Genomic DNA, 14,519 nt, shown 5'->3' with positions numbered 1-14,519 from the left:
CTCCTTAGTTATACTTAATTCGCGGATCTACTACGGCATATAAAATGTCAGCAAGTAAATTCGAAAATAGGACAGCAAGTGCTGCAATAAAATTTATCGCCATTAACGTAGGATAGTCACGAGAGGAAATCGACTGGATTGTTAGTTGTCCTAAGCCTGGCCATTGAAAAATTTGCTCCGTTACTACTGCGCCGCCTATTAAAATTGGTATTTCCATTCCGATAATTGTAATAATAGGAATTAACGCATTCTTTAATCCATGCTTATTGGTAACGATAAACTCTTTTAATCCTTTCGCTCTTGCTGTCCGCAAATAATCTTGCCCCATTACTTCCAACATGCTGCTTCTGACATAGCGAACCGTACTGCCTGCAATCCCGGTTCCTAATATAGCGGCTGGCATAATGAGGTGAAACAATGTATCCATAAATCCTCCACTGCTTCCCAATGTAAACATGCCACCTGTCGGTAAGATATTTAAAACAAGTGCAAATACGTAAATACTTCCTAATCCTAAGAAAAAGTTAGGAATGGATACACCTAAAAATGAAAAAGTAGTAGTTAAATAATCAATCCAAGAATACTGCTTTGTTGCACTCAAAATTCCTATTGGAATGGCAATAATATAAGCAATAACTAAGGCAGTGCTCATAAGGAGCAACGTGGGGCCAACACGATTTAGCACTAAATCTAATACAGGTTCATATGTTGTATAGGAAAATCCAAAATCTCCTTGCAAAAGATTTCCAAGCCATCTAAAGTATTGAATATAAATAGGATCATTAAGACCTAATGCTTCTTTCTTTGCATCAATATCCGCCTGAGTAGTATCTGGATTAATATACATATCTACCGGGTTACCAGGAGCCAAGTTAATAATAATAAAGTTAAATACCGTTACCCCCAGCAACACTGGAATAGCAATCAATAATCTCCTGATAATATATTGGAACAAATGAATCTCCCTCCTTTAACGTAGTGGAAAATGACAGGCAACTGAATGATTTGCTCCATCTAATAGCGGCTCCTTCTCCTTACACATAGCTTGTGCCATAGGACATCTAGTATGGAACCTGCACCCATTTGGTGGATTTGCCGGACTTGGAACATCTCCTTCTACCACAATCCGCTCTCTATTTCGAAGATGAGGATTAGGAATCGGATAGGCACTTAGCAACACTTGTGTATAAGGATGCTTTGGATTCTTAAAAATCTCTTCAGTCTTTCCAATTTCCACAATTTTGCCTAAATACATAACGGCAATTCGATCACTAATATACTTAACTGCTCCTAGACCATGTGCAATAAATAAATAGGTTAAATTAAATTCCTTTTGTAAATCCTTTAATAAATTTAGTACTTGCGCTTGAATAGAAACATCCAATGCTGATACCGGTTCATCGCAAACAATCAATTTTGGGTTTAGCATAAGGGCTCTAGCAATCCCTACCCTTTGTCTTTGACCGCCAGAAAATTCATGAGGATATCTGCTTTTATGAAATTTAGTTAATCCTACTATTTCAAGCATTCGATCTACCTTTTTACTTGCTTCTTCTTTTGTCGCAAGTCTGTGGGCAATTAAAGGCTCTGCCAATAAATCACCGATTCGCTTTCGCGGATTGAGAGAAGAATAGGGATCTTGAAAGATGATTTGCATATCTGTGCGAATTTTTCTTAATTCCTTATTTTGAATGGCGGCCATATCTCTTCCTTCAAATAAGACTTTCCCATCTGTCGGAGGATCTAGCTTCACAATAGCTCTGCCAGTAGTGGATTTCCCACATCCAGATTCACCAACAAGGGAAATTGTTTCCCCAGAATAAATGGAAAAATCAAGACCATCTACAGCTTTTACATGGCCAACTGTTTTCGATAATATCCCTTTCTTAATTGGATAATATTTCTTTAAATTTTGGATTTCTACTAATGGCTGCATTTGTTCTTTGAATATTCCGTCTTTTTCAGACAAGATTTCTACACTCATATCTTAACCTCCCTTTCCTCTTCCAGCATGTTGCCTTGTTGCTGAGTCTCATACAACCAACAACGAACCTTGTGATCCGCTTGATTGTCTATGCTAATATGGGGAGGCTTTTCGGCAATGCACTTTTCAGTGACGTAAGGGCAGCGAGTATGAAATCTACAGCCTTTTGGCATTTGCTGTAATGTCGGAACAGAGCCTGGAATAGAATATAATTTTTCTTGGGAATCATACTCTAAATGTGGAATAGATTCGATTAAGCCTTTGGTGTAAGGATGCTTTGGCTCATCAAAAAGAGTAAAGACATCTGCCTCTTCTACCACCTGCCCGGCATACATGACAATAACCTTATCAGCCATTTCCGCAATAACTCCTAAATCATGGGTAATCATCATAATCGCTGTCTCTGATTCGTTTTTTAAACTTTTCATTAATTCAAGAATCTGTGCTTGAATGGTTACATCTAATGCTGTTGTTGGTTCATCTGCGATTAGAAGCTTCGGTTTACAAGATAGAGCCATCGCTATCATTACCCTTTGCCGCATACCTCCAGAAAGAGCGTGTGGATATTCATCAATAATTACCTCTGCTCTTGGAATTCCTACTTTCTTCAGCATTTCTACCGCATAGCTCTTTGCTTTTTTGGCATTTAAGCCCATATGTAGACGAATTAGTTCCACCATTTGATTTCCAATTGTAAAAACCGGATTTAAAGAAGTCATTGGTTCTTGAAAGATCATCGAAATTTCATTTCCTCTAACTTTTCGCATCTCCGCTTCCGTTAGTGTCGTTAATTCTTTCCCCTTCAGATTTATCGTTCCCTTTTTGATATAACCATGTTTTCCTAACAGTCTCATAATCGATAGGGAAGTAACACTCTTACCACAGCCTGACTCTCCTACAATACCAATAGTCTCTCCTGGCTTAAGCTGAAAAGTAACCTCCTCTACCGAAATAACCTCCCCCTTATCCGTTCGAAAAGCTGTTTGCAATTTCTCCACCTCTAAAATATTCCGCACCATACTTCCCCTCCTTCAAGTAAAGCGTAAGCGCCTGTTTATCAGCGTAAAAACTGGTCGACTAACTACGCAACGTCCTGTTGCAACGTCGACACTAGTACATCCCTGTACGTCGAAGATCACCGACTGAGATAAAGGAAACACAGTGAACGCTAGTGAACTGATGTTGACTTATCGTAGGGAGGTGATCAGAAGTTTGCTAGCTGATAGGCGCTGGAGCTAGATCGTTCTCTGACTTAGAACGTTTTTCCCTGTTATTTCGTAAAGCGTAAGCGCCTTGCTCATCAGCGTACAAACTGGAGAATCATCGACTAAGATAAAGGAAACACAGTGAACGCTAGTGAACTGATGTTGACTTATCGTAGGGAGATGATTGGAAGTTTGCTAGCTGATAGGCGCTGGAGCTAGATCATTCTCTGACTTAGAACGTTTTTCCCTGTTATTTCGTAAAGCGTAAGCGCCTGTTTATCAGCGTAAAAACTGGTCGACTAACTACGCAACGTCCTGTTGCAACGTCGACACTAGTACATCCCTGTACGTCGAAGATCATCGACTAAGATAAAGGAAACACAGTGAACGCTAGTGAACTGATGTTGACTACGCAAAAGAGATGATTGGAAGTTTGCTAGCTGATAGGCGCTTATCGCTTGTTAGAATACTAGACTTTAGATTGTAGAGCTGTTCACCAAAGCCTCTTTCCTTTCTGTATTCGTGTAGTAATCTACTAGACTTAAAAATATCTTAGCTGTATGGAGCATGGCCCTTTCATCAAAAGTAAACTTTGGATGATGATGAGGATAAATTGCCTCTATATCTTCGTTTCTAGCCCCTACTGAAAAGAAACATCCAGGTCGATTTTGTAGATAATAAGAGAAATCTTCTCCACCCATTCCTGGTTTTTCTATTATGACAGGCTTGCTTTCTGGCAAGGCATTTATCAAACATTTTTCGAGTATATTTGTTTCATCCACTGTATTTACAGTAGAGGGATAGCCTTTTGTATAATTAAATTCATAAGTTGCATGGAATGCTTTACATACCCCTTTAATTAGCTGCTCCATTTCTTCTATAATCAATGATCGTACATCTTCATCAAATGTACGAACGGTTCCAGTTAAATCAGCTGTATCTGAAATGACATTTCCCGCATTTCCTGCATGAAATGATCCAATGGAAATAACTGCGGGCTTCTGTGGGTTTACTCTTCTGCTAACAATATGTTTAAGTTGATTGGCAATTTGGACGCCAACTGCAACAGCATCAATTGTTTGATGGGGAGATGCCCCATGTCCACCTTTCCCTTGAATTTTTAATTCAAATGCGTCACTTGCAGCGGATACTGGTCCAATTCTATAAAGGACACTCCCTAGTTCACTGCCAGAGGATAAATGAGCACCATAGACAACATCTACACCATCTAAACAGCCATCTTCAATCATGGCAATGGCTCCCCCTGGCGGTGATTCCTCCGCATGCTGGTGTAATAGCACTACATTCCCAGCCAGTTCTTCCGCATTATCCTGAAGAACCTTTGCTACTGCCAGCAATGTAGCTGTATGCCCATCATGTCCACATGCATGCATCACACCTGGAACTTTCGATTTAAAAGCTACATTCTTTTCATCCTGAATCGGTAAGGCATCAAAGTCTGCTCGTAAGGCAATCGTTTTTCCAGGCTTAGCACCGTAAATCTTACCTACAATTCCATTTCCACCAACATTTCGTCTTACTTCAATTCCGAAGCTTTCCAACAGGTCACCAATCATCTTACTTGTATTAATTTCTTGAAAAGATAGCTCTGGATTTTCGTGTAAATATCGTCTCCACTCTACCATTTGCTCATACATAGCTTCAATTTCTTCATACCATTTCTCTAGCATCTCAATCGCTCCCATCCCATTACATTAATTTTCGAAAAGATCTTTCTTATAGAACTGGTTCAGCAAGGTTTTCTTTTACTTGGATCGATACATAATTATCGACAATACTCAAAAATGCTTTTCCAGCATAAATCATTGCTCTTTCGTCAAAATCAAACATTGGATGATGATGAGGATAAGCTTTTCCCTCTGAGACTTTTGCTCCTGTATGAAAAAACATACCCGGCTTTTCAAGCAAATAATAAGAAAAATCCTCTGCCCCCATGATTGGTACGGAACGAACTAACATATTCTTATCTAATGAATTTTCTATAACCTTTTCAAAAACTTCTACTTCTTCCTCATGATTATATACAGCTGGGTATCCCTTTATATAATTAATCTCAGCAGTAGCCTGCATGCTCTCACAAATCTCATTCACCATTAATTTGATCTCTTCTTCCATAAATAAACGCAGATCTTTATCTAGTGTTCGGACGGTTCCTGTCATCACAGCAGTATCAGCAATGACATTTTGCGCCGTTCCTCCATGAAAGGATCCTACAGATAGTACAACGGGATTTAATGGATCTACACGTCTGCTCGCAATATATTGTAGCTGGCTGACTAGCGCCGTTCCGACCGCAATCGCATCCACTGTTTCATGAGGAGCGGAACCATGTCCACCCTTTCCTTTAATGGTAATTTCAAATGCATCTGCTGCTGCTTGCGAGTATCCGGGTTTATAATAATATTTTCCGAGTTCATTTAATGAGGAAAGATGTGCCCCATAAACGACATCTACATCTTTTAAACAATCGTCTTCAATCATTGCTTTTGCTCCACCAGGTGATAATTCTTCAGCATGCTGATGAAGCAGTACAATATTCCCGGCAATACTATCCCTATTATCTTGAAGTACTTTCGCCACCGCTAAAAGAGTAGCTGTATGTCCATCATGCCCACATGCATGCATAACTCCTGGCACCTTCGATTTATACGGTACATCCTTTCCATCCTGGATTGGCAATGCATCAAAGTCTGCTCGCAGCGCAATCGTTTTGCCAGGTTTGGCTCCATATATTTTCCCAACTACTCCTCTACCACCAACATTTCTCCTTACTTCAATACCGAATCCTTCTAAAATTTCAGCAATCATTCTTGGTGTTTCCACCTCTTGGAAAGATAGTTCTGGGTACTGATGAAAATGTCTTCTCCACTCAACCATTTGATCAAACATCTCGGCTAATTCACTATGCCATTTTTTTAACATACTACCCCTCCTAATAAATTTGCTTATGAATAAGGAATACTTTCTTGAGAAGTTAGAAAAAATGTAGCTTAACTATATCCCTTAATTTTGATTTCTTTTATATTAACGGTAATTTCAAGCAATGTATAATAAGTTTTTTTAATCATCAAAATATTCAGAATAAATTAACAACCTCTTATTTTTCCTATCATCCCTATTTATTAGGGTTGTTATCGTTTACATCATTTATTTTTCTCCTACTAAATTAATTCCTTTCTCCTAAGGGGTTCTACCACATGCCCATCAAGTAAAAAATGCTTGTTCCCCAAAACGAGAAAAATATTACTTTTCTCTAAAACTAATAAAATTTTATCCAAGTTCGATGATACTAGGGTGACACCTCATTTAGAGATGATTTAAGAATGTATATATACCTTTATTCAGCATAATAAAAGATTAATTATCAAAATATTGTGTTATATTTTTATTATCTCTTATTGAAAGCGACTGAGTTATTATGACAGTCCGTTCTTTCCAACTATCAATTAAATACAGGGTACGGAGGGGTTAATATTAGAAGTTTCTTTAATTAAAAATTTTCCGTATACAAAAATGGAGGAAAATACTATATGTTTAGTTATTATAGTGCACTTTGTACTGAGCTCTACGATTTCACAAAGCCTGTGGGGTACTCTTTAAATGGGGATATTGAATATTACCAAGAACGGTTAAAAAATTGTCAGGGACGTATTCTAGAAGCTGCAGTTGGCTCAGGACGTTTTATTATTCCACTTCTTGAGGCGGGATATATAATTGATGGAATTGATTATTCTCCTGAAATGTTGAACTCTTGTCGTAAACGTTGTGAAGAAAGAGGATTAAGCCCTAATTTATATGAAGATAAATTACAGGGATTTTCATTGCCATTTAATTATAAGGCAATTATTATTCCTATAGGTTCCTTTTGTTTAATAGAAAAACGAGAAGACTCTCTAAACGCATTGAAGTGCTTTTATAAACATCTTGTTCCAGGAGGACGCTTGATTGTTGATCTTCTATTACCTCATGATTGGAAAACAGGAGAGATTTCTACTTCAACTTTTTCCCTACCTAACGGGGATGGGATTACGCTGGAAAACAAATCGATTGAAATGGATTGGCTAAATCAATTTACTATTTCCTACTTGAAATATGAGAAATGGCGTAAAGGAAAGTTGATTCAAACCGAGTTACAACGTTTTGCGCTGCGTTGGTATGGAATCGAAGAATTTAAGCTTATTTTGGAGAATATCGGTTTCTCTGATATTACGTGCTCCGCTGATTATGTTTACGAGAAGCAACCATCAAATGCAAGTCAAATCATTACTTTTGAAGCTGTAAGAAAACAATATCGGTAAGATTAACCTTATAAAAACATGTGATAGCACACCTATACAAAAAGACAAGTAAATCTCCTTCAATAGAAGTTTCACTTGTCTTCTTGCCACTTTATAAGATCTTACTTAAGAAAGAAATGGTACGTTCCTCTTGCGGATGTGTAAATAACTCTACTGGTGTATTTTCTTCGACTACATATCCACCGTCCATGAAAATCACACGATCTCCAACTTCTCTTGCAAATCCCATTTCATGCGTTACTACAATCATCGTCATTCCTTCCTTGGCAAGTTCCTTCATCACTTCCAATACCTCTCCTACCATCTCTGGATCTAAGGCAGACGTCGGCTCATCAAATAACATAATACTTGGTTCCATTGCTAGTGCTCTCGCGATGGCGACACGCTGTTTTTGTCCACCAGAGAGTGAATCAGGATATACATTTGCTTTATCCTCTAAGCCCACTTTTTTCAATAATTCTAATGCCTTTATCCGAGCATTTTCTTTTGAGACCTTCTTTACTTTCATAGGTGAAAGCATAATATTTTGAAGAACTGACTTATGTGGGAATAAATTAAACTGTTGAAACACCATCCCTACATCCTTACGTACTTCATTAATATTTGTGGACTTATCCGTAATATTCTTCCCATTAATATGAATCGTTCCGTCCGATATACTTTCTAGTAAATTGATGCAACGCAAAAAAGTTGATTTTCCTGATCCGGAAGGACCAATAATTACGACGACCTCCTGCTGGTTAATAGTCATACTAATATCCTTTAATACTTCATTATCTCCGAAGGACTTTTTTAATTTTTCTACAACAATCATTCTGTTTTCAACCTTCTTTCCAAACGAGTTAAGAAGAAGCTTAATGTTAAGGTTAAAACAAGATAAATAACAGCTACTGTTAAATATGGCTCCCAAACTCGGTTATACTGTCCCATCATCAGCCTTGCATAGTACATTAACTCTGGAGCAGCAATAACAGCTGCTAAAGAAGAATCTTTAATTAATACAATAAATTCATTGCCTAACGGGGGAATCATTCGTTTAAAGGACTGAGGAAGTACTATGTATCGCATTGCCTGTACATGCGTCATCCCTAAGGATCTGCCTGCTTCCATCTGACCACGGTCAATGGATTCAATTCCAGCTCTAAAAATCTCCGCAATATAAGCAGCTGCGTTAAGTGATAATGCAACAATTGCTGCTATCATGGCATTGGTTGTATTTAAAAATAATGGGATAAATCCAAAATGAATGATTAGGATTTGTACAAAAAGAGGGGTGCCGCGGAAAATAGCAATATAGCAACGGAAAGGAAAAGCAATCCATTGATTCTTTGCTATTTTGCCAAGGCCGATTAATAAACCTAAAACCGTTCCAAATACTATTGCATACAAGGATAATTGAATGGTCACTAATATCCCCTTTTTAAATAAGTCAGCATACTCTAAAATAATCGTAAAATTAATATCCATTACCTCTTCTCCTCCAAAGACCACAAAATGACTGACATTCAGCAGCACAGGCATTCAGAAGGAACATTCCCTCACTAAGAACAATCTAGAAGAAGTATTGTGCTCCCTCCTTGTCAAAGCGGGTAATGCCCCTCCTGAGTACCTTCCTCATTTGCGACTCTTCTATTGTTGTGCTTTTAAATTTTCAATGTCTGGATCTTGCCCAAACCATTCTTTATATATCTCTGCATATTTACCATTATCAAAAATAGCATTAAGACCTTTGCTTAAATCAGCTTCCATCTCACTATCTTTCGGGAACATGAATCCATAATATTCTGATTCAAATCCTTCTTTATCCTCAATCACGATAAAGTTATCTTGCGGATTATTTTTAGCATATGCTTCTAATACTGCATTATCTGCCACAACAGCATCAGCACCCTGATTCTTCATTTCCAAAATAGCTAAATTATTATTTTCAAACTTTTTTACTTTTTCATTGCCATTTCCTAGGAGCGCATCGACTGCATCTGCACCTGTTGTTCCTGATTGAACAGCAACAGTCTTATCTGTTAGATCAGCAGCTTTCTTAATATCAGTACCTTCTGGTGCCAAAATTTTATTCGTACTTTCAAAATATGGAACAGAGAAATCATAGGATTTAAGTCGGTCATCGTTTATTGTAATGGCTGATAAACCAACATCCGCTGTGCCATTTTCTAATTCTGCAAAGAGTGGGTCCCATCCAACGTTGACAATTTCAAAGTCATAGCCAGCTTCCTCTGCTGCCGCTGTGAAAATATCGACATCGAAGCCAATAATCTTGTCTTTATCCATATACTCAAATGGTGCATAAGCCGCATCTGTAACGACTCTTAATTTCTTTTTGCCATCTCCATCACTATTTGCTTTTTCTGAACCTGTCCCACATGCTGCTAAAACAAGAACAATCGATATAAATAAAGCAAATAAAATGCCGTTTTTCCTCATTATAAATCCCCCTCTTTTGATTAATTGAAAACTGTATATTAAAATAATATAGAATTTTCAATTAATTTAAAATAAAAATTTTTCCATTTGCTTTATTACTAATAATGCATTCATTATAACTTTTTGTTTATTTATATACAAGAAAACTATTTGAATTTTCGTAAAATTTCATGATAAAACAAGAAGTCCCTCTTTCTGGTTTAAAGAAGGAACTCCTTTTTCTCTTTCTATACAAAAAACTCTTCATACAAAGCTTTTACAGCTTTTTTGACAACTGTTTCTTTTACTCCGAACATCATGCTTACTTCAGAAGAACCTTGGTTAATCATTTCAATATTCACTCCCGCTTTCGCGAGTGCTGTGGATGCACGGGCATTTGTACCGATATTACGTCGCATCCCTTCCCCTACAAGCATGATAAGCGCTAAATCGTGTTCTACTTTTATTTCTTCTACTTGTAGTTCCTCGGATATTCTGGTCAAAATCTCCTGTTCGCTTTTTCTTGTCAATTGATCTTGGCGTAAAACAATTGTTAAATCATCAATTCCAGACGGCATATGTTCATACGAAATATGATAATCCTCTAATATTGATAGAACTTTTCTGGCAAATCCTACTTCACGATTCATTAAATATTTACTAATATAGATGGAACAAAATCCTTTATCATTAGCAATACCAATTACAGGACCATTGATATTATTTCTTGAGGAGACTATTCTAGTTCCTGATGCGGATGGATTATTTGTATTTCTCACTTGAACAGGAATACCTGCACGATACGCCGGAATTAAAGCTTCAGCATGAAATACAGAGAAGCCGGCATATGATAATTCACGCATTTCCCGATAAGTAAGTTCCTTAATTTCTTTCGGCTGCGTTACAATGGAAGGATTTACAGAGTAAACAGCATCCACATCTGTAAAGTTTTCATACAACTCCGCTTTCACGCCATTGGCGAGAATCGCTCCCGTAATATCTGATCCACTTCTTGAAAATGTCACTACATCTCCCGCTTCGCTGTAACCAAAAAAACCTGGAAATACAATTATTCGCTTCTCTTCTCTTAAGGAATATAACCGATCATAAGATTCAGAAAGCACTTGAGCATTTCCGGGATCATCACTAACAATCAAGCCCGCTTCCTTTGGACTAATATAAATGGCATCTAATCCTCTAGTTTTAAAGAAATGTGCAACTAATTTAGCATTATTATCCTCTCCGCTGGCCTTCATTGCTTCCATAAAAGCATCTTTATTAGAGTATTTATTTATTAAATCCAATAAGTCGTTTTTAATGTTTGTTATAATATCACTCGATAAGTCCAATTCTTTAGCAATACTAGCATATCTGTCTAATACTTCCTCTAAATAAGGAGAATAATCACTTCCATTTACTACTGCTTGCGCACATTGGATTAATAAATCTGTTACCTTCGTATCTGAATCATATCTTTTTCCAGGTGCAGACACGACGACAATCCTTCTCTCCTTATCTGCCTTTACTATTTGTAATACCTTTTCCAATTGCTTCCCTGTAGCTAGAGAACTACCCCCAAATTTGACAACCTTCATTTCGCCAACTCCCACTGATTGTTAAATAGTAACAATTTTCTAAATTGTTCACTATGGCTATTATCACTATTTCATGATAAATAATCAAGTCATTTCCACTCTAAAAATACATTTGTTTTTATAGAGTGAACAATAATATTTTTTCACTTGGCTTCTTCTCTATGAATATTAAAATAAAACTGGTAATTAATGTTATTTTTCATTTTGAGATAATCGCTATTAACGCTTTAATAAAGACTTTTATCCAACAATGGAGAGCTTCTTTAAGTTGTTTATTGGAAATAATAATCCAAAATACTTTCATTTATGTAAATTTTACGTTAAACTAATATTTAGTTAAACGAAATTTATTGTGCATTTACCAACAATCTCCTCATTCCTCCTTTCGTACTCCATCCGTTTTAGATGGAGGAAACCTTAATAAAATCTCTACTATATTAGAAAGAAGTGTTTTACAAAATGGAAACCCAAAAATATTCAAAACGAAACTTAGGAATCATGTGGTTCGCTAACTTTTTTATAAGTGCCTGCATGACTATGGTTCTCCCATTTTTATCGCTTTATATTGAATCATTTGGTCAATATTCACCTGAATTTGTGCAGCATTGGTCGGGGCTTTGTTTCTCTGTGACCTTTGTAGCAGCTTTCTTGTTTTCACCGATATGGGGAAAAATTGGCGATAAATTTGGGAGAAAAACGATTCTTATCATTTTAGCAATCGGCTTAGGCATTTCCATCTTTCTGATGAGTTTTGCCAATTCTGTATGGGAAGTCTTTATTCTTCGTTTTTTCACGGGATTTTTCACAGGATTTATCCCAATGTCACAAGCATTTATCTCCACTCAAACTCCAAAAAAAACTGCTGGTAAGGTATTAGGAACCTTACAGACAGGAAGTATTACTGGCGCATTGATTGGTCCGTTACTTGGAGGAGTATTAGCAGATAGTTTCGGCTATGCGGCAACTTTCCGATTTACTTCTCTTGCTATCTTTATATCTGCAATTCTAGTATTTACAACAAAAGAGTTTGTCCTGCCTGCTCAAAAGGGCACGAAAAGCAGCTATACAAGCAGAGAGGTATTAGCCTATATTCTAAAAAACCCTGTATTCATTACCGTTCTGCTTATCTCAGCCTTTATACAAATTGCCCATTTCAGCATCCAGCCTATTCTGTCTTTATATGTCAGTAAATTGCATGGTCCAGAGAATATTGCGTTTTTCGCTGGTCTAGCTTTCTCAGCTGCAGGTTTAGGAAATTTACTAATGGCACGGAAATGGGGAGAAATGGGAGATCGATCTGGTCACCTTAAAGTACTTGTTATTCTCTTGTTTATTGCCGGAATTATCTATTTCCCGGGAGGATTTGTTAATCAATACTGGCAATTGCTGATTATCCGCTTTATTCTCGGTGTAGCAATCGGAGGCATGGTTCCTGTACGTATTGCTTATATTCGACAAGAAGTACCTATTGCTATGCAAGGAGAAGTAATGGGATATGAAACAAGTCTTCGTTTTCTCGGTAATATAATCGGTCCTGCACTTGGTGGACTAATTGCAGGTAACTTTGGGTTCTCTATGGTATTCTTTTCAACTAGTATTCTCTTATTAGCAAGCGGTATTTTCCTATTTTTAATGATGCACCGCCATCCTAAACTAGCTAAACATTCGATTTCTTAACGATTTAACGGCTGTGTAAATACTAACGATTTTTCCATTTTATGATGTATAATAAAATGGAAAAATACTTGTCATCATAAGGAGGATAACTATGGCTAAATCAAAGGCAAGAAAGAAACGCGACAAAGTGCTGCGTGAACATGGTTTTGATACAACGATGCGCAGAGGATCTTGGGGCAGCATTGTACCAATCACGAAAATAACAAAAACAAAGAAAGAACGCATGACACGAAATGAAAAGAAATATAAACAAAACCATTCTTCTAGATATGATGAGAATGGTTTTTATTTTTTGCCAATGATTTTTGGATTTAATATTCTTCTTTGACATATTTCCTGCAAATTTCAATAAAATTCTCCACCATTGCGGAGCGCTTTTCGTTTTTTCTCGTACATATTGCTATTTTATTTGTCACCCTAATATCCTTTACAAATACTCTTGCTAACTTCTTATTCTTTACATAATCTCTTATCACTATTGACGATACAAAATTAACACCATACCCCGTTAAAACAGAATGAATGGCTTCATTTATGCCATTAAATTGTAGAGCAATTTTGGGTGGAGGAACTTGATATATTTGACATAAAGAGAATAATCTTTCCCTCGTAGAACTCCCCTTTTCCCTCATTATAAAAGGTTCTTTCACAATCTCGGATAAAGTGACCTGCTTATTTGCCAATCGATGATTTGCTGATACAACAAACCATATTTCATCTTCAACTATTTCCTCAGCCAATATATTGTCATGAAAATGCTCCATCCATCCTCCCGCATACATTGCAATGTCTGCCTTGTAATGAATTAATTGATCAAATGCTGCATGCGAATTACTAGTAGTCAAATTAAATTCAATCTCTTCATTCTCAGCTTTAAAAACTGCAGCACAAGCAGGAATGACAAAATTTGCTGGCAAATAAGTTGCCGCAACAGAAAGCCTGCCTTTTCTGGACAAATAATAATCTTCTACAAAATCATCCAATTTCTGTTCATAAGAAAATAATATTTCTGCTTGTTCTGCCAATAATGATCCAAACTCTGTAAGTTTAAATTTCCTTCCATCTTTTATAAACAATGGAATACCTATTTCTTTCTCAAACTGCTTTATTTGACTAGAAACAGCTGGTTGACTAATTCTTAATAATTCTGCCGCCTTTGTAAAACTCCTATCTCTTGCAACATGATAAAACAATTTTAATCCGTGAATATTCATCCTACCCCAACCTTACATAATTATTTCTTATATAACTATAAAATATATATATTTTATTAATACGTTATGGAAGCATATACTAAAATTATAAAGAACAAGGAGATGAT

13 protein-coding genes are annotated in these 14,519 nt (G+C 36.7%); 3 read left to right on the top strand and 10 right to left on the bottom strand.

Features of this window, described 5'->3' with window-relative positions; all coding sequences use genetic code 11:
* Window positions 1-4 precede the first annotated feature (4 nt).
* From NSQ89_RS00530 to NSQ89_RS00510, 5 genes are all read right to left on the bottom strand, one after another.
* Window positions 5-955 carry an ABC transporter permease gene (locus tag NSQ89_RS00530; RefSeq protein WP_082138299.1) on the bottom strand — a complete coding sequence of 317 codons (951 nt, stop codon included), beginning with the start codon at window positions 953-955 and terminating at the stop codon, window positions 5-7.
* 15 nt (window positions 956-970) lie between these two features.
* Window positions 971-1,984 carry an ABC transporter ATP-binding protein gene (locus tag NSQ89_RS00525; RefSeq protein WP_047941761.1) on the bottom strand — a complete coding sequence of 338 codons (1,014 nt, stop codon included), beginning with the start codon at window positions 1,982-1,984 and terminating at the stop codon, window positions 971-973.
* The gene (locus NSQ89_RS00520) at window positions 1,981-3,003 is read right to left on the bottom strand and encodes an ABC transporter ATP-binding protein (protein ID WP_047941762.1); all 1,023 of its coding nucleotides are present in this window, start codon (window positions 3,001-3,003) and stop codon (window positions 1,981-1,983) included. The genes NSQ89_RS00525 and NSQ89_RS00520 overlap by 4 nt, the downstream gene beginning before the upstream one ends.
* Window positions 3,004-3,665: 662 nt before the next feature.
* A complete protein-coding gene (locus tag NSQ89_RS00515) occupies window positions 3,666-4,880 on the bottom strand; it encodes a M20 family metallopeptidase (protein WP_341132071.1) in 1,215 nt (404 codons plus the stop codon).
* A 46-nt stretch (window positions 4,881-4,926) separates the two neighbouring features.
* On the bottom strand, window positions 4,927-6,132 hold the full coding sequence (locus NSQ89_RS00510; RefSeq protein ID WP_341132070.1) for an amidohydrolase: 1,206 nt from the start codon (window positions 6,130-6,132) through the stop codon (window positions 4,927-4,929).
* Between the two features lie 608 nt (window positions 6,133-6,740).
* Between NSQ89_RS00510 and NSQ89_RS00505 the strand changes: the two genes are divergently transcribed.
* Window positions 6,741-7,508 carry a class I SAM-dependent methyltransferase gene (locus NSQ89_RS00505; RefSeq protein ID WP_341132069.1) on the top strand — a complete coding sequence of 256 codons (768 nt, stop codon included), beginning with the start codon at window positions 6,741-6,743 and terminating at the stop codon, window positions 7,506-7,508.
* Between the two features lie 91 nt (window positions 7,509-7,599).
* Here the strand turns inward: NSQ89_RS00505 and NSQ89_RS00500 are convergent, their stop codons facing one another.
* From NSQ89_RS00500 to NSQ89_RS00485, 4 genes are all read right to left on the bottom strand, one after another.
* Window positions 7,600-8,322 carry an amino acid ABC transporter ATP-binding protein gene (locus tag NSQ89_RS00500; RefSeq protein WP_047941766.1) on the bottom strand — a complete coding sequence of 241 codons (723 nt, stop codon included), beginning with the start codon at window positions 8,320-8,322 and terminating at the stop codon, window positions 7,600-7,602.
* Complete coding sequence (locus NSQ89_RS00495) at window positions 8,319-8,975, bottom strand: amino acid ABC transporter permease (protein ID WP_341132068.1); 657 nt, start codon at window positions 8,973-8,975, stop codon at window positions 8,319-8,321. Before NSQ89_RS00495 ends, NSQ89_RS00500 begins: the two co-directional genes overlap by 4 nt.
* A gap of 162 nt (window positions 8,976-9,137) precedes the next feature.
* Window positions 9,138-9,947, bottom strand: a complete 810-nt coding sequence (locus tag NSQ89_RS00490) for a basic amino acid ABC transporter substrate-binding protein (RefSeq protein ID WP_061799928.1) — start codon at window positions 9,945-9,947, stop codon at window positions 9,138-9,140.
* Between the two features lie 227 nt (window positions 9,948-10,174).
* Window positions 10,175-11,521, bottom strand: coding sequence for an aspartate kinase (locus tag NSQ89_RS00485; RefSeq protein WP_047941769.1), 1,347 nt, complete (start codon window positions 11,519-11,521; stop codon window positions 10,175-10,177).
* Window positions 11,522-11,980: 459 nt separating this feature from the next.
* Here NSQ89_RS00485 and NSQ89_RS00480 point away from each other — a divergent pair, with 459 nt between their 5' ends.
* Window positions 11,981-13,198, top strand: a complete 1,218-nt coding sequence (locus NSQ89_RS00480; protein ID WP_047941770.1) for an MFS transporter — start codon at window positions 11,981-11,983, stop codon at window positions 13,196-13,198.
* A gap of 91 nt (window positions 13,199-13,289) precedes the next feature.
* Entirely contained in the window at window positions 13,290-13,526 is a 237-nt protein-coding gene (locus NSQ89_RS00475) for a hypothetical protein (protein WP_047941771.1), read from the top strand.
* On the opposite strand, the gene NSQ89_RS00470 is transcribed toward NSQ89_RS00475, so the two are convergent.
* Window positions 13,510-14,412, bottom strand: coding sequence for a LysR family transcriptional regulator (locus NSQ89_RS00470; RefSeq protein WP_341132067.1), 903 nt, complete (start codon window positions 14,410-14,412; stop codon window positions 13,510-13,512). The two genes, NSQ89_RS00475 and NSQ89_RS00470, sit on opposite strands and share 17 nt — an antisense overlap.
* Window positions 14,413-14,519 lie beyond the last annotated feature (107 nt).

This window comes from Niallia sp. FSL R7-0648 (assembly GCF_038007005.1).
Classification (GTDB): Bacteria; Bacillota; Bacilli; order Bacillales; family Cytobacillaceae; genus Niallia; species Niallia circulans.
This window is presented reverse-complemented; position numbering and strand designations above follow the sequence as displayed.

What these genes read in the sequence shown, in the direction of transcription:
- NSQ89_RS00500 (WP_047941766.1), bottom strand. Translation starts at nt 8,322, where the DNA reads ATGATTGTTGTAGAAAAATTAAAAAAGTCCTTCGGAGATAATGAAGTA.
- NSQ89_RS00505 (WP_341132069.1), top strand. Translation starts at nt 6,741, where the DNA reads ATGTTTAGTTATTATAGTGCACTTTGTACTGAGCTCTACGATTTCACA.
- NSQ89_RS00490 (WP_061799928.1), bottom strand. Translation starts at nt 9,947, where the DNA reads ATGAGGAAAAACGGCATTTTATTTGCTTTATTTATATCGATTGTTCTT.
- NSQ89_RS00495 (WP_341132068.1), bottom strand. Translation starts at nt 8,975, where the DNA reads ATGGATATTAATTTTACGATTATTTTAGAGTATGCTGACTTATTTAAA.
- NSQ89_RS00525 (WP_047941761.1), bottom strand. Translation starts at nt 1,984, where the DNA reads ATGAGTGTAGAAATCTTGTCTGAAAAAGACGGAATATTCAAAGAACAA.
- NSQ89_RS00515 (WP_341132071.1), bottom strand. Translation starts at nt 4,880, where the DNA reads ATGCTAGAGAAATGGTATGAAGAAATTGAAGCTATGTATGAGCAAATG.
- NSQ89_RS00475 (WP_047941771.1), top strand. Translation starts at nt 13,290, where the DNA reads ATGGCTAAATCAAAGGCAAGAAAGAAACGCGACAAAGTGCTGCGTGAA.
- NSQ89_RS00470 (WP_341132067.1), bottom strand. Translation starts at nt 14,412, where the DNA reads ATGAATATTCACGGATTAAAATTGTTTTATCATGTTGCAAGAGATAGG.
- NSQ89_RS00480 (WP_047941770.1), top strand. Translation starts at nt 11,981, where the DNA reads ATGGAAACCCAAAAATATTCAAAACGAAACTTAGGAATCATGTGGTTC.
- NSQ89_RS00510 (WP_341132070.1), bottom strand. Translation starts at nt 6,132, where the DNA reads ATGTTAAAAAAATGGCATAGTGAATTAGCCGAGATGTTTGATCAAATG.
- NSQ89_RS00485 (WP_047941769.1), bottom strand. Translation starts at nt 11,521, where the DNA reads ATGAAGGTTGTCAAATTTGGGGGTAGTTCTCTAGCTACAGGGAAGCAA.
- NSQ89_RS00520 (WP_047941762.1), bottom strand. Translation starts at nt 3,003, where the DNA reads ATGGTGCGGAATATTTTAGAGGTGGAGAAATTGCAAACAGCTTTTCGA.